This window comes from Paenibacillus ginsengarvi (assembly GCF_003626695.1).
In the GTDB taxonomy this organism is placed as follows: Bacteria; Bacillota; Bacilli; order Paenibacillales; family NBRC-103111; genus Paenibacillus_AB; species Paenibacillus_AB ginsengarvi.
Genome location: NZ_RBAH01000015.1, coordinates 22,474 through 42,341, shown reverse-complemented (window position 1 = coordinate 42,341; position 19,868 = coordinate 22,474). Strand labels below are relative to the sequence as shown.

The window sequence follows — 19,868 nt, the reverse complement described above, 5'->3', positions numbered from 1 at the left end:
ACTCAGCCTCGCAGATCGGCGACCGATTCGCGCTCCACGAGCTTGGGCTGAAGCATGATGCCCGTCTCCGCCTTTTTGGAATCGATCAGCATGTCCAGCAGCATATTACACGCCAGCCTGCCCATCTCGTAGGTCGGCTGGAGCACCGACGTTAGCGGCGGGTTCATCATCGCTCCGAAGTCGATGCCGTCGAAGCCCATCACCGACATATCGTCCGGCACTTTCAGCCCCTCTGCCGACAATTCGTTAATGACGCCGAACGCGGTCATGTCGTTACAGGCGAATATCGCCGTCGGCCGCTCCCCCTCTCGGCCGAGCAGCTTGCGGGTCAGCAGCTTACCGTTCTCGAACTCGTACGTGCCGCTGTACGATTCAATGCCGCCCTCCTGCACGAGCGGCTCGAGCCCCGCCTCCTTCATGGCGGCGAGATAGCCTTCGTGGATACTGATCCGGCTCGGCCGGTCCAGCGGCGCCGTCACGTATGCGATGCGGTGGTGCCCTTTCCCGATCATGTGTCTGGTCGCTTGATGGCCGCCCTTGTAATAGTCGAAGTCGATCTCGCTGACATCGTCCATGCCCATCTTCTGGTCGACCGCCACCACGTTCAGGCCCATATCGATAAAATGTTTCAGCTGTCGCTTATCGCTCGAGATGGAGGAGATAACGAGACCTCGCACCTGCTTCTCGAACATCGCCTGAATGTATTTATCTTCCAGCGCGGGATCCTGAAAGGAATTGCAGAGAAGCACCTGATAATTGTTTTTGCGGGCAATCTCTTCGACGCCGAGTATGATGGAAGAATAGAACAAGTTCGTAATTGTCGGGATAATGACCCCGATCGTCATGCTCGTCTTCGTCTTGAGCTGTTTGCCGAGCATATTCGGCACATAATTGTATTCTTTGGCGATGCGCAAAATTTTCTGGCGGAGCTCCGGGCTGACCGGATAGCTGCTGTTGCTGAGCACCCGCGATACTGTCGCCGACGAAACGTCCGCCAGCTTCGCAATGTCATGTATCGTTAACGATTTTTTCATTGTATACGTTCTCCCGGCAATCGTTTACTATAATTAAAACGGTTTTATCGTTCTCCGTCAAGCTTGCCCGCAGCGGCTTGCATCGGAAGGCGCAACAGCCGCCTTATCGCTGCAAAGCGTTCATAGCGACGGATAAGCCCGCGAAGTCGCCTACCTGCTCGCCGAGTCCGGCCGGCACGATCCGGCATACGCTCGCAGGCAGCGCAAGCGACTCCTGCCGCAGTTCCTCAAGAGCCGCTGGCTCGAGCAAGGAACGCTGCCTGCCGTAAATGCTGCCTATAACGATCAGCTCCGGATTAAGCACGTCGACGAGCATCGCCAGTCCTCGGCCGAGCATCCGGCCGACCGCAGCGTATATGTCCAGCGCGAGCGGGTCCCCCTGCTCCGCCGCCTCTCCAACCGTTTTCGCCGTAATCGTCTCCAGCAGCTCCGGCGACCGGCAGAAGGATGGCGGGGAGCCGCTTCCGATCGCTTCCTCCGCTCTTACTCTCGCCAGCCGGGCGATACCGCCGCCGCTGCAAAATCCTTCGAACGAGCCGGCTTTGCCATAGCCGACCGGACCGTCCTCGCTCAAACGCATATGACCGACTTCCCCGGCCATATCGTTCGTCCCCGAGTATAGCTTGCCGTCCAGGATGAGACCTGCCCCCATACCGGTGCCGAACGTCAGAAACACCATGTTCCTCGTCCCTTTGCCCGCTCCCCATTTCCATTCCGCCAGAGCGCAAGCGTTCGCGTCGTTTTGCAGCGCCACCGGAACGCCGAACGACTCGCGAAGCGGAGACACGCAATCAATCCGGTCCCAGAGCGGCAGGTTCGGCGGCGACAGGACGAGCCCCGATCTGCTGTCCAGCGGGCCGCCGCAGCTGATGCCGATCGCCTCCAGGCTCCAGCCGTTTTGCTCCGCAAGCAGTTCCCCCAACATTTCGCGAATGAGACGCATCGCCTCCTCCGGCGTACCCGGTGTCGGAAATAACTTCTTTGCCGCGATCCGAGCCGTTCCTTCTTCCGACACGCCCAGCGTAACGGCGCATTTTGTGCCGCCGATATCCACTCCGCCCAGTACAGTCATTCCGCACGCACCCCCGACTCCAAATTTCATATACGTATAAAGTACCATAACCGACGGGCGATTGGGAATTTCACTTCAAACAAATCAATAGCCGCCATCCGAGTTTTCCAGGGATAGCGGCTTATGTGCTGATGCAAGCTGATGCGATTACCGGCGAATGACGCCGCAAGCGATGCGGGCGCCCGAATTGCCCGAAGGATCGGTCATTCCGTCGTCGGCTTTCTCGTGAATCATAAGCGATGTACCGCCTTCCTTCAGGAGCGAATTCGGTTTGCCCGGCGCAAGCGTAACCCCGCTTAAGAGCCAGTCGGCGTTCGCGCTTCCGTCCGCCGCAGCTACCAGGTTCGGCATATCGCCTGCGTGCGGACCGGCCATGCTGAGGAGGCCGTGCTTTTTGTCCAGCGGATTAAAATGCGCTCCCGCGGAGGTGAAGTCCGGTCCTTCGCATTTTCCGACCTCGTGAATATGGAAGCCGTGCACGCCCGGCGAGATGCCCTTCACTTCCATCTGGATGCGTACGCCGCCCGGCTGCTCCATAAGCGTCGCTTTACCGATCGTTTGACCTGTGCCATTTACGATCGACGACTGGATGACCGCTTTCGCAGGCTCGGCCGCCGCTTGCCCAGATACCGATTGCGACTGGCATCCGGTTGCTGCAAGCAAAAGCACACCGAGCGAGATCAAACCGGTATGTTTTCCATTCATGCTGTTTCCTCCTAGTTGATCGATTTTTGTTGGTCTTACATTTGTTCAGTGTTTACTTCCCTGGCACGACTTAAACAGCCTATCGCCCGTTTCCGCCGGCACCTCCGCACCAAGCGGGCTTAGCGGCATATGCTTAGGATATGGAAAAACATCGATACATCAGGTGATGCGACAATGACAACCAACCTGCTTGGGATCATGACCAACCATATCGGCAACCCGAGACGGTTCCATCCGCATGCGCAAGCAGCTGTTTCCGCCGGCTTTTCCGGCGTTCTGTTGTTTGTCCCGCAAGGCGTCCGGCTGCTCGGCAAACGTATCGACGGGTATATGTACACACCGGGCCGCGGCTGGGTAAAGACGTCCCGCGAATACCCGGTCGCGGCCATCGATATCGGCTATTATACGAAGCCCGAGACGGTACAGCGGTCGATCCGGGTGAAACAGGCGACGCCGATCCGCTTCACCGGTTTTGCCTCCGGCAACAAATGGACGATCCAGCAGCATCTGCTCGCCTCGGAGGCGCTTAAGCCCCATCTGCTGCCGACGATACCGATGCGGTCGACCGGCGATGCGATTGCATTCGCAAAAGAGCACGGCACGATTATGATCAAGCCGATCAACGGCAAGGGCGGCAAGGGCATCATGAAGCTGACCCGCGCAGGCACGGGGTGGGCGCTTGTGAGAAACGGCCGATCGGTCGTTTCCGGGAGCGAGCCGACCGTTCGCAGCGCCTTGCGTTTGGCTGCAGGCGGAGGCAAGTATTTGCTCCAGCGCTGGATCGATATCCGCAACCCGGAAGGACGAGTGTACGATATCCGTTCGCTTGTCCAGAAAGACGGTTCGGGACAATGGGTCATTACGGGAACAGCCGTCAGAGAAGGCGCCCGGAACAGCATCACCTCCAACATCTCCGGCGGCGGCCGCGCCTACGAAACGAAAGCATACCTCGAGAAGCTGTTCGACCCGGATAAAACCTCGGAACTACTGGACAAAATCGAATTTTTGTCCGGCCATATTCCGGCCCATCTGGAGGCCGACTACGGCAAACGCTTTGCCGAATTCGGACTCGATTTTGCGGTCGACCGCTCCGGGGCGCTGTGGCTGCTCGAAGCGAATATTAAACCCGGAAAATCGGTCATCCGCAAAGTGTACGGCGACGAGGCGGCTAAACGCTGCTTCCGGCTGCATTACCAATTTGCCCGCTATTTGGCGGTGAATCCGAAATAGAGCCCGCATGACCGCCCATCCGCTCGGCGCTGGTCATGCGGGAATAGCCGGGAGGACAAGCCCGTGCGCCGCTCCCAAAAAAAAAGGATGCCGCCTCTGCACCAAACGCAGTAAGCGGCATCCTTCCTCGCTTTTCGCGAGTACATATTGCAAGATCGACTATTAGTGCGGTCTCGTGTTCACTTCGAAAATCCACATTCTTCCGGAACGGTCGAACCCGTAATCGAAACCGAGCTGGCCGACACCCGGAAAATGTCTTTCGAGAAGTTGGATGCAGGTGCGCGTAACGTCGCGCATTTCTGCTTTTTTGCGGCGAACGAGCTTGCTCGAAAGCGATCTGCTAATTCCTTGAGTAGAGGAGAGCATCGTCCCGCCGCGACACAAATTCGTGACGAACATGCCTGGATTGGCCAGCCGCCCTACCATCGCCCGCGTCACCCAGCCCCCGTGCTCCTTCACCATCTTCACCCGGTAATCGATCGGGCGACCGCCGATCGTTGCCAGCGATATCCCGCGCTGCACGAGATACGAGCGCCTGCGCCGTATGCCGTTTACGAAAGCCTGCATCGCGGAGAAGCTTCCAAACCGCCGTATTTTCCGCCGATGGCGCACGGTATAGGACGAGCCCGATTTAATGATCATCACGACGCCGCTGCCGCCTGTGCCCACGACCGGCTTCATCACGACTCTCCCATATCTGGACAGCATGGAGCCCAAATGCGCGGGAGAGAAAAGATGCGTTTCCGGAATGTATCGCGCCACTCTTCCGTCCTGCTGCAGGACGGAGGTTTTCACCCACTTGCTGGCCACCTGACGAGAAATGGTCGCCTTCTCCTCTTGCTCGGACGCCGGCGGAGCGGAGGCATCCGCTGCGGCAGGCTGAGGGATCTCACTTAGTTCCGCTGCCTGTTCGGCCGACGCAATATTCGCTTCCTTTCCCTCCTCTTGCAAATCTTGTTCCATAACTTCACTTACCTCCTCGAACTTCCGGAACAGCCTGCGCCGCGTGAACAGCGGCCGAAGCTTCGCCGGAGGATTCAATTCCCAGGGCCGATTGTTACCGCGTCATCCTAAGCTTTTGCGGCAGTACCATTAGCGGATAACGCTATATCGTATGCCCGGGGAAGGACATCTTCCTGTTCATTTGTCCCTCGGCAAAAGCTTATTCTCTCGCTCAGCCAGCATGTCCATGATGTCCCGAAAAGCGGCGATCGCCCGGCTCGCCGTGTTCTCCGGCTCGTTTTCGGCCACAACGGCGACGGCGTACTTCGGCTTTTCTGCGGGCCCGTAGCCGACAAACCAGCTATGTACGCAGGGCCGCCCTCCGCATGCCGTTTGCGCCGTGCCGGACTTGCCGGCGAGATGCCATTTGGCGTTTTGCAGCGATTGTCCCGTTCCCTCAGAGACAACCTCCTGCATGAAGTCCAGAATCGTTCCGGCTGTTTTGGCCGGAATACCCGCCTTGCCGGAAACAAGCACCCGCTCCGGAAACGACTTGACGACGGCCCCGGTGCGATAGCGCACATCCGTAACGATGCGGGGGCTGCGCACTTCTCCGCCATGCAGCAGCGTTACGACCAGATTGGCCGCCTGGAGCGGCGATACGAGCACGTCGCGCTGGCCGATCGCCGTTTGGACGCGAACGCCTTCGTCCTCGCTGGGCGTACGTCCGGCGAAAATCTGGCCGCGCTCTTCCCCGTCAAACTGGCTCCATGACTTGCCGTCATTGTTTCCGGCGGACCAGCCTACCTGCCTATCCAGACCGAGCCGATCGGCCACCTCCTGCAATTTGCTGCCGCTTAGCCGCTGCATCACTCTGGCGAAGACGATGTTGCACGACTTCGCAAATCCCTCTTCGAACGTAATCGTTCCGTGACCGCCATGCAGCCAGCACGTAAAGCCGTATTTGCCCAGCTCGCCGTTACACTCGAACGTTTCCCCCGGCTGTACGACGCCTTCCTCCAGCGCGGCGGCCGCCACAACGGTTTTGAATACCGACCCCGGCGTTATCGCCTTGAGCGCCTTGTTGCCCCAGTTGCCGTCCTGCGGCGTCACCCGGTACGGATCAAAATCCGGCCGGCTGGCCATCGCCAGCACATCGGCGTTGTTCGCATCCAGAATGACAGCCGCCCCGGAAGCGATCCCGGCCTTGTCCAGCAGCCGCTCCGCCTGCTTCTGCAAATCGAGGTCCAGCGTCGTATTCACCTGAAGCGGATAATACGGGTTGTTCGGCTGAATCAAGCGAACGTTCAGCCCGGCGAGCGGTCTGTGAGCCCCGTCCGTAAACAAGCTGACCGACGTTTTGCCCACGCTCTGCAAATAGGTCTCCATCGTCTTCTCCAGCCCTGACGCGCCGATCCGGCTCGTCATCGTCAAACTTCCGCTAAGCAGCTGCCTGGCGAACTCGGATTCGATCCGCTGCGGATTTTGCCCAATGTATCCGATAACATGCCTGGCCGCCCCATCCCCGGGATATCTTCGCACCGTATCCATAACGACGATGCCGGGAATATCCAGCCCGGTTAGGATCCTTACCTGCTTGTCCGTGAGAGCGACCGGCAAACCGCTGGCGGCATCCGTCCACATCGCCGGACTGACCGCGCTGCTTACGAAGTCGTTCCACACCTTCCCATCCGCCTGCAAAATAGCCCCTGCCTCGGCAAGCGCGCCCGCATACTGCGTTTCGCTGCGCGAAAGCGGGAAGACGACAAGCGCCTTGACCGTTTCCCCGGTCAGCGGCTTGCCTAATCGGTCCACGAACCCGCCACGCCCGCTGTCCAGCTCGATGCCCACCTCCCGCTGCGCCACCGAGTTTCGGGTCAGATCGATGTCCCTTCGCGAGAAGCTGCCGGTGTCGATCACCTGAATCCAGGCCAGGCGGCCTAGCCATATGCCTAGCAACAGCGTGATAACAAGCAAGCTGAACCATATTCTGCGCTGCCTCATCCAGACCATCCCTTTTGCCTCGTCTTTGTGCGTATCAAGTATCAGTATCGACAAAGCGGCGAGGGCGCAAACAGCCGGCATCGAACCGCTCGAGCTCGCTCCAAATATCAGCGTGGTACAAAAAAAAGCCGCTGTTTGCCGCTTCAAGCAGCAACACAACGACTTAAGATCTTGTCACTTCTTCCGGCCGACCTGCTTGCGCATCATATCCATCGCCTTGACCGGCTGTTCGACCTGAAACTTCACAAGCTGCAGCGGGTGGCGGGCGGCGTCCAGCGTCTGCCCCTCCTCGTCGGTCAGCTGGCCGACCTGCTGCTTGAAAAAGGTGCCGCCGGGGCCGAAAAATTCGACCTCTTGGCCGGGCTTGAAATGATTGCGCTGCTGCACGGTCGCCATCCGCGTCGATTCGTCATACGCAACGACCAAACCGGCAAAATCGTAATCGATCCGTTTCTCCTCCGGGCCGAATATATGATCCTCATGGTCCGGTACGTCCAGAAAAAATCCGGTATTGAGCGGACGATTCGCCGCTTTATAAATTTCGTGCAGCCATTGTTCCTTCAGCTCGTAGCCTTCCGGGTCGGCGTAGAAGGCGTCAATCGCCTGGCGATACGCATTAACGACGGTTGCCACGTAGTGGATGCTCTTCATTCGCCCTTCGATCTTGAAACTCTCCACCCCGGACATCATCATCTCCGGCACGTGTTCGATCATGCACAAGTCTTTGGCGCTCATCATGAACGGGTCTTCTCCCGGGAACAGCGGCGTTCCGGTCATGCCTTCCTTGTAGCGCTTGACGGCCTGATCCGCCAAAGCTTCCTCCTCGCTGACGATCTGTTCGATCTCCGCGCCGCTTTCTTCGAACAGATCGTATTTCCACCGGCACGATTGGCAGCAGCCCCCGCGGTTCGAATCCCGGTCGGTAAAATGGTTCGACAGTACGCACCGTCCGGAGTAAGAGCTGCACATCGCTCCATGGATGAACGTCTCGATCTCGATATCCACATAACGCTTGATCTCGGTTATTTCCTCCATCGTCGCCTCCCGGCCTAGGACGATGCGGTGAATGCCTTCTTCCTTCCAAAATTGCACCGCCTGCCAGTTGACGGTCGACTGCTGGGTGCTTAGATGGATCTCCAGTTTCGGCGCCGCCCGTTTGCACGTCTCGATAATCGCCGGATCGGCAACGATGATGGCGGCAATGCCCGCTTCCTGCAAATTGCGCAAGTAATCCTCAATGCCCGCAATATCTTCGTTGTGCGCGTAAATGTTGGCGGCCACGAACACTTTGGCCCCGTACTGGTTCGCGAATTCGACCGCCTCGCGCATTTCCTCGAACGTGAAATTGTCGGCGTTCGAGCGAAGCCCGTACTTCTGCCCGCCTATATAAACCGCATCCGCGCCGTAATGGATCGCGAATTTCAGCTTCTCTAGATTGCCGCCGGGCGCGAGCAGCTCCGGCTTCTGCCCCGGCTTTAATGTCGTATGAACGATTTGCTCCAGCACTTTATTCATCCTTAACCACCCCTGCCTCTATCGTGCCGGTCTGATCCTTTTCCGTCAAGCCGTATATGCTTGGAAAAGGCGCCATCAGTACACCTGCTCCTTGTAGAAAAAGCCGAACGACAGCTCGCGATCCGGGTCCTGCAGACTGCGAATCGGCTCGAGCCATGCCTCGTCGAACGAATACCCCGCCGGATCAGCCGCATACGCGTCTATCGCCAGACGGTAGGCGCGAAGGACCGCTTCATTATATTCCGGCGATTTCAGCAGCCCTTCGATCCGGAAGCTGTCGAAACCGGCTTCCATAAGCTCATGCAAGCTTTCCAGCATGCACAGATCGTCACCGCTCATAATGTGGGTGCCGCTCTCGTCCTCGTATACCGGATATTTCTCGTCCTTGCGCTCTTCCTCGATCAGGAACAGCTTGCGGTCCGCATCCAGCCGTTCCCCGCTCGCGGGTCGTCCCTGATGCTCCCAGTAGTTCGTCAGCAGATTCCGCTTCGAATGGTAAATATTCGTCATCCCGTGAACCTGCACCTGGATTTCGGCGGCGAATTGGCGCCGGAACTCCAGCACCTCGTCCATATTCAGCTCCCGGGCGAGGAACACGCGCGTCGCTCCTTTGCTGACCCAATACCCCGCCGTTTTGTAGTTGGTCGAGGTCATCTCGGCGTTCCAGTGAAGCGGCAGCTTGACGCCTGCCTGTCTCATCGAGATTAGCACGGCCGGGTCGCCGAACACGACGGCGTCCGCTCCGGCGTCCGCTATCCGCTTCAAATAGCCGGGCAGGGCGGGCAGCAGTTCGTTATGCAAAATGCCGTTGCACACGACGTACGCCTTCATGCCCTTGCTGTGGGCAGCCCGGATCGCCTCCGCGATGCGCTCCTCGGGGATATGTCCCATCAGCCGCATGCCGAAGCGGCGATCGCCGATGCCAACCGCATCCGCGCCGGCATCCGCAAATCGCTCGATTTGCTCGATCGAGCCCGCTCCGATCAGCAGCTCGGGCTTGCGAAATCCCGCTGAGGCTTCTCTTCCTTCATCGCTCGTCATTCTCGTTGTCACCTCTTCTTGCTATCCGCAATATTTTTCAGATGCTGCTCGTACGTCTCCGCGAAGTTATGCTTTTGCGATCCGTCGCTTTTCGTCACGTAAAACAAAAATTTCGATTCGGCCGGATACAGCACCGCCTCGATCGACTTCAAACTCGGGCTTGCGATCGGCCCCGGCGGCAATCCGGCGACCTTGTACGTATTGTACGGACTGTCGATCAGCAGATCCTTCTCAAACAGCCGTTCCTTCGGCTTGTCCAGCACGTACTGCACCGTAGCGTCGAGCTGCAGCTTCATGCCGATTTTCATCCGGTTATAAATGACGCTGGCGACAAGCGGCCGTTCCTCGTCGTCCACCACTTCGCGCTCGATCATCGAAGCGATCGTCATCATCTGGTGGAACGTAAGCCCCCGCATCTTCAGCTTGTCCTGCCAATCGGCGGGCAGTCCCGCGAGCTTTTTGTCCAGCTCGCCGGCCATCCGGAGCACCATGTCTTTCGTGGTGCTGTCCAGCTTCATTTCGTACGTTTCGGGAAACAGATAACCTTCCAGCCTGGTTTTGATTCTCGGGTCGTCCGGAATGTCCGACACCCATTTCACCGCCGCGAACTCGTCTTTGCTGTTTACCAGCTGGAGGAACGCGTTCCGGTCGAAGCCCGGCTGCTCTTCCAGCTTGTCCGCCACCTGCATCACCGAGTACCCTTCGGGTATCGTGAAGCGTAACGTCTCGTCCTTGACGGTATCGCCGTCGTTCAGCTTGCGGATGATGTCGTCCAGCTCCATCCCTTTCGTCATCATATAGTCACCGGCCTGAAACCGGGCGCCTTCTTTTTTATAGATCAAATAATAGCGGAATACTTTGGCGTCGCGGATCAGCCCGCTGCTCTCCAGCAGTCTCGCGATTTGCCCCGAGCCGAAGCCTGCCGGAATCGAAATCCGTACCTCATTATCCCCCGAGGCTTCGACCGGCTTAAGCGCGGACGCTACATAGACCGCAGTTCCCGCCCCGGCGAGCACCAGGCCCAGCAATACGCACCAAAGCACTACAAATGCGATTCGTTTCAAACGATCCCTCTCCCATATCCAAGCGCGGCTGTACACGAAAAAAAGAGCGGTTATACAGCCGCCCGTAGTCGTGCAACTGGCCAGCCGGCACTGCCGGGGTGCGCGAGGCACCCGGCTTTAGGGCCGGTCCTGACCGGGAAACGACATTTCGTCATACAGCTCCGAAACGGTTTCCCATTCGTCATCGTCTTCAATCGTCTCGAGCGTGAGCTCGCCGTCTGCGGCTTGCGTAACTTTGAAAATGGCGACTTCCTTGTCTTTCTTCAGTTCCTTCGATTGGAGCACCGCATACAGGCTGCCCTCGTGGCGAAATTCCGCCAATATGCGGTGAACGACCGCTTCGTCCTGCTCATCCGTCAGTTCGATCTGGTCGCCGTACTTGTCCCGGAGCGTCCGGGCTTCTTCGACTTGCGCCCATTCCGACTGCTCGCTCACTTGTCTTCCTCTTCCTCGACCTCGGCAACGAGCGTGTTGAACGTTTCTTCCACTTCGTCCCATTCCTTCTCATTCTCGATCGTATACAATTGCAGATCGTCGCCGTCTTCCTCGTAGCGGAACGCGTATACTTCGTCGCTATCTTCGTTCTCCTCATCCGTCTCGATCGGAACGACCATCATGTATTGGTTGCCCGCAAACTCCCCGGATTCGATCTCGAATTTCATAATCACTTCAAATTCCTCTTCGTTGCCTTCCTCGTCCGGAATATAGATGATTTCCGGCTCATTTGCGTTAAGCTCATCTTTAGACATGGTCGCACCTCACCTTTTCGATTTATGGCGGGATCAAAAAGAACGTTGTTAGTCCGTTTCTTATTAACCGCGCCTGGAATCCAAGTAGTTTTGCAAAATAATCGCGGCCGCCATTTTGTCGACGACCATCTTTCTTTTTTTACGGCTGACGTCCGCTTCGAGCAGCGTCCGCTGCGCAGCCGCCGTCGACAGCCGTTCGTCCCACATACTGACGGGGAGCCGCAGCGACTCCCGCAGCGATTCGGCAAACGCCATGCACAGCTCGCCGCGCGGTCCGATCGTGTTGTTCATATTTTTCGGCAAACCGACCACGATCGACTGGACCTCGTATTCGGCGGTCAATTGCTGCAGCCGCAACTCGTCATCCTCCGGCTTCCGCCTCCGGATGACCTCGACCCCCTGCGCTGTCCAGCCGAATTCGTCGCTGACGGCAACGCCGATCGTCTTGTCTCCATAATCCAGTCCCATAATTCGGCCCATGATCGTTTACAATCCCTTTCGCCGCCGGCCGGACAACCATCGTCTCCGCAGCGATTACGTGCGCTTCCCGTACAGGCCGCCGCCCGATAGCGGCGCCCTTTTTCGGAAAAAACGCCTAAGCACGGAAGCCGATGGAAATCTCCACCGGCCATCGGTCATTTATGGTGCTGCAAGTAGAACCGGACGAGCTCTTCAATCAGCTCATCCCGCTCTCTTTTGCGGATCAGGCTTCTTGCATTGTTATGGCGGGGTATGAACGCAGGGTCCCCGGATAACAAATAACCGACGATCTGGTTAATCGGATTGTACCCTTTCTCCTGCAACGCATCGTACACCGCGAGCAAAACCTCCTTCGGCGAAGTTTCCACGCCGTCGGCTTTGACGTCGAATTTCATCGTTTTATCCATCGGATTCATTACCGTAACACCCCCCGATTGCTGAAACGCCATTGTTTACCATTATTATTCGCGAGTCCCCGCAAAATTCCTGTCGGAGCTTGTAAATATTCACACAATTTTAAAAAAGTTTGTAATTGAGGCACTGGTGAATGCCTTGCGGTTATTGTCCCGCTACGATCGCCTCGACAGCCGCAAGCGCTTCGCCGAGCTTCGACGGATCTTTGCCGCCTGCCTGCGCCATATCCGGTCTGCCGCCGCCGCCACCGCCGCAGCGGGCAGCAACTTCCTTGACCAGCTTGCCGGCATGGAAGCCTTTCTGCACGAGATCCGGCGTCACGGCCGCAACGAGATTCACTTTGTCGCCCTCCACTGCTCCGAGCACGACCACGGCCGAGCCCAGCTTCACTTTCATCTGGTCTACGATATTGCGCAGCGAATCCATGTCGCCAGCGTTCACCTTAGCCGCAAGCAGCGTCACTCCGCCGACCGTCTTGGCGCTGTCCGTCAGCGAACCAGCCTCGATCGCGCTTAATTTGCCGCGCAGCGATTCGTTTTCGCGCTGCAGCTCTTTCATCTGGGCAAGCGCTGCTTCCACGCGCTTCGGCACGTCAGCTACGCTCGACTTCAGCATCGCTGCCGATTCGCGCAGCAGTCCTAGCTGCGAATCCAGATACAAGTATGCGTTTCGTCCGGTCACGGCCTCGATGCGGCGCACGCCTGAGCCAATGCCGCTTTCGCTGACGATTTTGAACAGTCCGATCTCCGCCGTATTGCGGACGTGGCAGCCGCCGCATAGCTCGATGCTGTAGTCGCCGACCTGCACGACGCGGACGACTTCGCCGTATTTTTCGCCAAACAGCGCCATGGCGCCCATTGCCTTTGCTTCTGCGATCGGTTTTTGCTCGATGACGACGCCCGTCTGCTTCCAGATCTGCTCGTTAACCCGCTGTTCGATCTGTGCCAGTTCTTCGGCGCTGATCGAACCGAAGTGGGAGAAGTCGAAGCGCAGCCGGTCCGGCTCGACGAGAGAGCCTGCCTGATTCACGTGTTCCCCAAGCGTTTCCTTCAGCGCCTTGTGGAGCAGGTGCGTCGCCGTATGATTTTTGACGATGTCGCCGCGGCTCGAAACCTGGACTTCGGCCTGCACGGTATCCCCCGTGCGGAGCGTGCCTTGCTCGATCTTGACCGATTGTACGGTCTGACCGTGCGGCGCTTTCCACACGTCCTCTACGATCGCCCGCACGCCGCTGCCGACAATAAAGCCATGATCGCTTACTTGCCCGCCGCTCTCCGCATAGAAGGGCGTCCGGTCCAGCACGACCTGGCACGTTTCGCCGGCGCCGATCAGATCGACGAACGATTCACCGTGTACGATCGCCACAATTTTAGCAGTAGTTACCAGATCAGTATATCCAACAAATTCGGTTTTAACCGTATATTCGGCGAACGGTCCGCCCTGCACCTTCATGCTTTCCGACTCTTGCCGGGCCGAACGGGCGCGATTTCGCTGAGCTTCCATTTCGCTTTCGAAGCCGGCGCTGTCGACCGTAAAACCGTTCTCTTGGGCGAAGTCTTCGGTCAGATCGAGCGGGAAGCCGTACGTATCGTACAGACGGAACGCATCCTGCCCGCCGATGACGGTGCTGCCTTCCTTCTTCAGCCCGGCGATTATCGATTGCAGCATATCGAGCCCATCGGACAGCGTTTCGTGGAACCGCTCTTCCTCCGTCCTGATCACTTTCTCGATAAATTCGCACTTCTCGACCACTTCCGGATAATACGTGCCCATGATGGAGCCGACCGTTTCCGTCAGCTTGTACATGAACGGCTTCTCGATGCCGAGTGACTTACCGTAACGAACGGCGCGGCGCAGCAGACGGCGGATGATGTACCCGCGGCCTTCGTTCGAAGGAAGAACGCCGTCTCCTACGGCAAATACAACCGTGCGGATATGGTCGGCGATGACTTTGAGCGCCACATCGTGGTCGGCGTTCATATGGTACGTAACGCCGGCAATTTGGCTGGTTTGCTGAATGATCGGCTGGAACAGATCGGTATCGAAGTTCGAATCGACATCCTGTAAAATCGAAGCAAAACGCTCAAGTCCCGCGCCGGTATCGATATTTTTGTTCGGCAGTGGCGTGTAGCTGCCGTCCTTGTTATGGTTAAATTGCGAGAAGACGAGGTTCCATACTTCCAGGAAGCGTTCGTTCTCGCCGCCCGGCCAGCATTCGGGATCGTTCAGATCGCCGTATTTATCGCCGCGGTCGTAGAAAATTTCCGTACAAGGGCCGCACGGGCCTTCGCCGATATCCCAGAAGTTTTCTTCCAGCTTGTAGATCCGGTTCTCCGGGATACCGATCTTTTTGTTCCAAAACTCGTACGCTTCCGTATCTTCCGGATACACGGTGACGGACAGGCGATCCGGATCGAAGCCGATCCATTTCGGGTTGGTCAGAAACTCCCAGGCCCAAGTGATCGTTTCTTCCTTGAAGTAATCGCCGATGGAGAAGTTGCCGAGCATTTCGAACATCGTATGGTGACGGCGCGTTTTGCCGACATTTTCGATGTCGTTTGTGCGGATACATTTCTGCGAATTGGCGATCCGCGGATTTTCCGGCACGACCCGGCCGTCGAAGTAAGCCTTCAGCGGCGCCATGCCCGCGTTAATCCACAGTAGGGATGGATCGTTGTGCGGCACGAGCGATGCGCTGGGCTCGATTTTGTGTCCTTTCTCAGCGAAAAATTCCAGCCACTTGCGGCGAATTTCACTAGCTTTCATCGTGATTCCTCCATCTACCTGGGGTTATAGGTTACATCTCCAAAGAAAACAAAAAACGCCCCTGAATAAATTCAGGGACGAGTTCTTCCTCGCGGTACCACCCTGGTTATTGCGCCTGTGCCCGGCCGGAAACTCCGTTCCCGCCTGCAACATTTGCTAACATTGCCCGCTAGGTACGGCCTGTTCCGGGCAGATGCCCGCAATCGCCTTTGCCGGAAAGTAACGGTTCCGCACCGGTGGAGTTTGATCCACGCTCCGAAGCAGCTTCGGTCGTTCTTCTTCAATAAAGGCTCTTCCAGCACGGCTGAGGAATTGGAATTCCGGCACCGGAGCCTTCTCTCTGGATCAAGGGCTACGACGTACTCGTTTCATCATGGCGTTTGGGATATAACATTTTGCGGAGTTGTTTGTAAACCGCATTTATCCCATTATTCTATCTTTGGGGGCACGGTTTGTCAATGTTTGGTCGCCTACGTCCAGGGCAAACGCATTAGAGGCGGTAGTGCCCTCTATTGCATTTGCCCCCATGCGTCATGGATTCGGTGTCGTATACAGCATGAGATCGTCGACCAGAAGCTCGGCTCCGTTCTGCACTTTGTCGGCGATAATGACGATTTGCAGCTTCTTGACCTCGGTGCCGTTGACCGCCGCCGGAATGGCCGCCTTCAAGCCGAGCGGGCTCCATGCGCCCGGAGCGGCGCCGCTAAGCGCCCGAACCTCCGATAAGGCGTTCGCAATCGTTTTGCCCTGCGCATCCAAGAAATTAACGGAGAGCTGGATCGTTCCGTTCGGCGGCGTTCCCGGCTTGACCGTATACCAGACTTCCGCCGCGAACAGTCCGGGGGATGCCGTTATCGTTTGATTCGGACCGCCGCGCGGAATATCCTTGATCTTCAGGCCGTATTGTCCGCTGCGCGCCGCCTCGGTCGTGCGCGAGATGCTTCCCGTTGACGAATACCAGTAGCTCCAAGAAGCGGCGGACGCTCCAGAGCCGGTCTCGAACGAGCTATTGATGGCCTCGGAAGGAGCAGAATCTACTACCCGGAGCAGCAGCTTCGCCCAGTTCCGTTCCGTCTCGTACACGGACCCGTATACGGTGCCGTACACCGTATCCGTAACGGATTGCTTCAGCGGTCCGCCTAACGGCTCGTTCGTCCGGATATAATCCAGCACCCGCCAAAAGTTCGACGCCAGGTTCATGCTGTCGTTCGCTTGGTATACGGATACGTCGTCCACATACACCGTGCTGTCCTGCACGCCGTCCACAATCACGATAAACTGCGCGCTTTTCACTTCCGCGCCGCCTATCAGAGCCGGAATATCGTACAGGAATACCGACTCCCGCCAAACGCCTGCGCCGGCGGATAACGGCACCGTCTTGCCTTTGGCCGTGCCGATCTGCTTGCCGGCGGCATCGCGCAAGTTGATGGCAAGCTGGATCGTGCCTTTGCCGTTGTACCCGTTCGGAGCGGAATAATAGGCGCGGGCGGCGAACAGTCCGGGTTTTACCGGCATCACCTGAACGGGTCCGCCACGATCGAGTCCTTGGATTTTAAGCCCCGCCGCTCCTGTCCGGGGGTTCTCCGTCGATCGTTGTATCGTTCCGATACTTTGAATCCAGTTCGCCCAGGAAGACGCCGATGTCGTCCCGTTCTCGAACGAGCCGTTCGCCTCCAGCGGGAACAGTCCCCGGACCGCTTCCTGCAGCAGTTTGGCGAATGCCTGCTCGGACGGGCTTCCGCTCGCCGCCAGCCCGGCTATATGAGACGTAACTGTCCCGCCTCCCGGTTCCTCTTGCTTCAAATACGCCACAAGGTTCCAGAACGTCCCGGCATTCCACAGCGGCCATTCCAGCGAATACGTTCTAGGGTCCAGCGGATGCGCCAGCACCGGATCGCTCTTGAATTCGTCGACGAGCGTGAGCCGTTTCTGCAGATTAAGCCGCCGGGTATCGAGCCCGTCCAGCAGCGCCAGCGCGGAAGTGCTGTCCGTCGGAGCCGGTTCGTCTTTCGGATAACTGAGCGCCGACGCCTCATAATACTCGAATGCACGCAGCAGCAAGTTCGCGCGGGCTTTTTGCGGCGCCGTCTGCGCCTTCGCGACGACAGATTCCAGCAGCGCGCGGCTGTCCGCAATTTCCTGATCGGTGACGAGATTCAAGTATTCCGAATAATTAAACTCTAAGTAAGTGGTCATTTTACGGGACTGGAACCAGTCGGTCGAGAGCACCCGGTCGGTCCAAAATTGCTCCCAATGGTCGTAGTAAGCGGCGAGGTCGGCGGCTGCAGTCGGTCCAACTGCCCGGACGTACCATTCCTGCAGCAAAGCGTCCTCATCCGCATCCGGGTCCCACTGCAGCTTGGCGGACAGCCACGGCTTCGGTCCTTCTCCCCAGTTCGGATACAGCTCCGCATAGTGGGCGGATACACCGGCCTGCTTGGCGTATTTGTAATTGTCGGCCATCAGGTGGTTGTACACTCTCGGCAGCAAATACGGCGTGCCGTACATATAATCGTACCAGGCCAAATTGTCCGATACGGCCGCCCAGGCCGCTACCTGCGCTTTGCCCGCCGCTTCGACGGCCGGGTCGGCCCAAGCCATCCGGTCTTTCGTCAGAAACGGAACGACCCGGGGGGTCAGCGCAAATGAAGGCGGGTCCATCACTTCCTGATAAGCGAGCAAACCGAACCATTTGTCCGGATACACGTCCAGCACGCCTTCGACGACCTGATTGACCCAACCATAGTAAATGTCGGACATGTCGACGAGCCCGATCGAATTGATTTTGTTCGGATAATCCGGATGGGCGGGGTTCGCCTCGCAAAAGCCGCCCGAATCGTTCATTCCGAGCGAGTACGACGTTTCCTCCGGATGGTCGCCGAAATATTGGATGATGTTCTGGATCGCCTCCTGCACGATACCTGGAGCCGTAAAGCAAGGCTGCCATCCATGCGTCGAATCGGTCGGAGGAATATACGGCTGACCGTTCCGAACCGGGAAGTATTCCGGATGCGTGGAGCCGTATTTCGAAGGCGGAAACAGCTTCAGCAAGTTGTGATGAAACTGGATTTGATTGTGGAGCCGGTTTTTGTCGAGCCAGTCCGACCGCTCCGGAGCTTGCGTCCAGCTCACCCCCGGGCTGAATACCCGCGAGAAAAAAGCCGGCTGCATAACGACATCCTGATCGGGAACGTCCAGATCGGTTTGGCTCGGCACATCTTCCCCGTTATCGCCGGGCATCAGCCACCGTACGCCCGCGTATCGCTCCAGAAATTCATAAACCCCGTACAAGGTGCCGCTCGGCGTCGATCCTGCAATCACAATCCTCGTCCCATGCGGATGAATCGCAAAGCCGTCGCTGTTCAGCCCGCTGAGCAAGGTGCTCATATGCGGGTCCGAACCGGAATCGCCGACATATATACGGACATGACCGTTCAGTCCTCCGCCGTTTGCTTGAAGCTCGGCTTCCGTCATAATCGGGAGCGTCGCTCCCGTCGATTTCAGAACGTACTCGGCCAGTTCTCCGGCTGCCCGGGCAATGACCGGATCCGCCTGCTCCGGCACCAGGATAACCGCATGCGCGGTGCCGTTCTCCACAATATGCAGCGGCGTGCCAAGCGCATATGCCCGCGAAGGAGCGTCGTTCCATAAAAAGGCGACCAGGATCGCCAGCCCTACACATAACCACATTGGCTTCCGATATCGTTTGCTCGTTCCCATCCAAATCCTCCTTGACCTTTTCGAAGTTGACATTCGTGCAGGTCTGACCGGAAGTCGTCTTGGTGGAAAAATGTTCACTTTTTGGGGTGAAGTACCGGGGTCCCCGAAAAGTAATCGGACTACGCTACATCGCTTCGCTTCACTTTTTGGGGTAACTTAGTGGATGTCCTTTTTCTTGAACCGTCCGCCCTTCACGTCATGAATGTTGCCGATCGCAAGAAACGCGTTCGGGTCCATCTCCTCTACGATCGTCTTCAACTTCGCCTGCTCAAGCCGCGTCACGACGCAAAAAATAACGTTTTTGTCGTCGCCGGAATATCCGCCTTCCCCGTGCAAATACGTAACGCCGCGTCCGAGCCGCTTCAAAATCGCTTCCCCAAGCGCCTTCGATTCGTCGCTTATAATCCATACTGACTTCGACTCGTCGAAGCCTTCGATCGTAATGTCGATCATTTTGAAGGCAATATAATAAGCAATCAGCGAATACATCGCGTGATCCCAGCCGAAAACGAAGCCGGCGCTGCCGAGAATGAACACGTTGAAAAACATCACGAACTCCCCGACGGAAAACGGCGAGTTTTTGTTCAGCAAAATCGCGACGATCTCCGTACCGTCGAGCGATCCGCCGACGCGGATGACGATCCCGACGCCGATGCCGAGAATAATGCCGCCGAATACGGCCGCCAGCAACGGATCGAGTGTAAGCGGCTCGACAGGATGCAGCAGCGCTGTGCCGACTGACATAACAATAACCCCGTACAAGGTGGAAATTGCGAACGTTTTACCGATCTGCTTATACCCGAGAAACAGAAACGGCAAATTGATAACGGTCAAAAACACGCCGAGCGGCCAGCCCGTCAAATGCTGGGCAATAATCGAAACGCCGGTCACGCCGCCGTCAATGATCCGGTTCGGAACGAGAAAAATTTCGAGCGCTACGGATACGAGCGCCGCTCCCAGGAAGATGAGAAGCGCCTTGCGAAGAACTTTCAGCTTCGAGCTGCGTTTGTGCTGCCGGGCCGTTTCGGCGGGCAAGGAGGATTGGATGGTAGCCACAGATGTGTCCCCTTTCTATCGGAACCGAAGGTCGCTAAGTAACAATCTTGTACATTATACCCCTGATCGGAAACGA

Annotated in this window: 16 protein-coding genes; 1 reads left to right on the top strand and 15 read right to left on the bottom strand. The window is 57.5% G+C overall.

Features of this window, described 5'->3' with window-relative positions; all coding sequences use genetic code 11:
• Positions 1–2 precede the first annotated feature (2 nt).
• The 3 genes from D7M11_RS20090 to D7M11_RS20080 form a co-directional block, all read right to left on the bottom strand.
• Positions 3–1,034, bottom strand: coding sequence for a LacI family DNA-binding transcriptional regulator (locus tag D7M11_RS20090; RefSeq protein ID WP_120749036.1), 1,032 nt, complete (start codon positions 1,032–1,034; stop codon positions 3–5).
• Between the two features lie 103 nt (positions 1,035–1,137).
• Positions 1,138–2,106, bottom strand: coding sequence for an ROK family protein (locus tag D7M11_RS20085; RefSeq protein WP_120749035.1), 969 nt, complete (start codon positions 2,104–2,106; stop codon positions 1,138–1,140).
• A gap of 147 nt (positions 2,107–2,253) precedes the next feature.
• Positions 2,254–2,811 carry a superoxide dismutase family protein gene (locus D7M11_RS20080; RefSeq protein WP_120749034.1) on the bottom strand — a complete coding sequence of 186 codons (558 nt, stop codon included), beginning with the start codon at positions 2,809–2,811 and terminating at the stop codon, positions 2,254–2,256.
• A 174-nt stretch (positions 2,812–2,985) separates the two neighbouring features.
• Here D7M11_RS20080 and D7M11_RS20075 point away from each other — a divergent pair, with 174 nt between their 5' ends.
• Positions 2,986–4,041, top strand: coding sequence for a YheC/YheD family endospore coat-associated protein (locus D7M11_RS20075; RefSeq protein WP_158606735.1), 1,056 nt, complete (start codon positions 2,986–2,988; stop codon positions 4,039–4,041).
• A gap of 162 nt (positions 4,042–4,203) precedes the next feature.
• On the opposite strand, the gene D7M11_RS20070 is transcribed toward D7M11_RS20075, so the two are convergent.
• The 12 genes from D7M11_RS20070 to D7M11_RS20015 all read right to left on the bottom strand — a co-directional run bounded on the left by D7M11_RS20070 (position 4,204) and on the right by D7M11_RS20015 (position 19,783).
• The gene (locus tag D7M11_RS20070) at positions 4,204–5,004 is read right to left on the bottom strand and encodes a YheC/YheD family protein (protein ID WP_120749143.1); all 801 of its coding nucleotides are present in this window, start codon (positions 5,002–5,004) and stop codon (positions 4,204–4,206) included.
• 177 nt (positions 5,005–5,181) lie between these two features.
• Complete coding sequence (locus D7M11_RS20065; protein ID WP_120749142.1) at positions 5,182–6,996, bottom strand: peptidoglycan D,D-transpeptidase FtsI family protein; 1,815 nt, start codon at positions 6,994–6,996, stop codon at positions 5,182–5,184.
• A gap of 165 nt (positions 6,997–7,161) precedes the next feature.
• Positions 7,162–8,502: a peptidase U32 family protein gene (locus D7M11_RS20060; RefSeq protein WP_120749032.1), complete on the bottom strand. Its 1,341-nt coding sequence runs from the start codon at positions 8,500–8,502 to the stop codon at positions 7,162–7,164.
• 75 nt (positions 8,503–8,577) lie between these two features.
• On the bottom strand, positions 8,578–9,543 hold the full coding sequence (locus D7M11_RS20055) for a peptidase U32 family protein (protein ID WP_120749031.1): 966 nt from the start codon (positions 9,541–9,543) through the stop codon (positions 8,578–8,580).
• Positions 9,544–9,551: 8 nt separating this feature from the next.
• Positions 9,552–10,607 (bottom strand): endolytic transglycosylase MltG, encoded by a 1,056-nt coding sequence (gene mltG / locus D7M11_RS20050; RefSeq protein WP_240041228.1) that lies wholly within the window; start codon positions 10,605–10,607, stop codon positions 9,552–9,554.
• Between the two features lie 117 nt (positions 10,608–10,724).
• Positions 10,725–11,042 (bottom strand): DUF1292 domain-containing protein, encoded by a 318-nt coding sequence (locus D7M11_RS20045; protein ID WP_240041227.1) that lies wholly within the window; start codon positions 11,040–11,042, stop codon positions 10,725–10,727.
• Entirely contained in the window at positions 11,039–11,356 is a 318-nt protein-coding gene (locus D7M11_RS20040; RefSeq protein ID WP_120749029.1) for a DUF1292 domain-containing protein, read from the bottom strand. Before D7M11_RS20040 ends, D7M11_RS20045 begins: the two co-directional genes overlap by 4 nt.
• A 63-nt stretch (positions 11,357–11,419) precedes the next feature.
• A complete protein-coding gene (ruvX, locus tag D7M11_RS20035) occupies positions 11,420–11,836 on the bottom strand; it encodes a Holliday junction resolvase RuvX (RefSeq protein WP_120749028.1) in 417 nt (138 codons plus the stop codon).
• Between the two features lie 155 nt (positions 11,837–11,991).
• Entirely contained in the window at positions 11,992–12,252 is a 261-nt protein-coding gene (locus tag D7M11_RS20030; protein WP_120749027.1) for an IreB family regulatory phosphoprotein, read from the bottom strand.
• Between the two features lie 142 nt (positions 12,253–12,394).
• Positions 12,395–15,016 carry an alanine--tRNA ligase gene (gene alaS, locus D7M11_RS20025; protein WP_120749026.1) on the bottom strand — a complete coding sequence of 874 codons (2,622 nt, stop codon included), beginning with the start codon at positions 15,014–15,016 and terminating at the stop codon, positions 12,395–12,397.
• 531 nt (positions 15,017–15,547) lie between these two features.
• Positions 15,548–18,736 (bottom strand): DUF4838 domain-containing protein, encoded by a 3,189-nt coding sequence (locus D7M11_RS20020; protein WP_158606734.1) that lies wholly within the window; start codon positions 18,734–18,736, stop codon positions 15,548–15,550.
• A 156-nt stretch (positions 18,737–18,892) separates the two neighbouring features.
• Entirely contained in the window at positions 18,893–19,783 is an 891-nt protein-coding gene (locus D7M11_RS20015) for a YitT family protein (protein ID WP_120749140.1), read from the bottom strand.
• Positions 19,784–19,868: the final 85 nt, after the last annotated feature.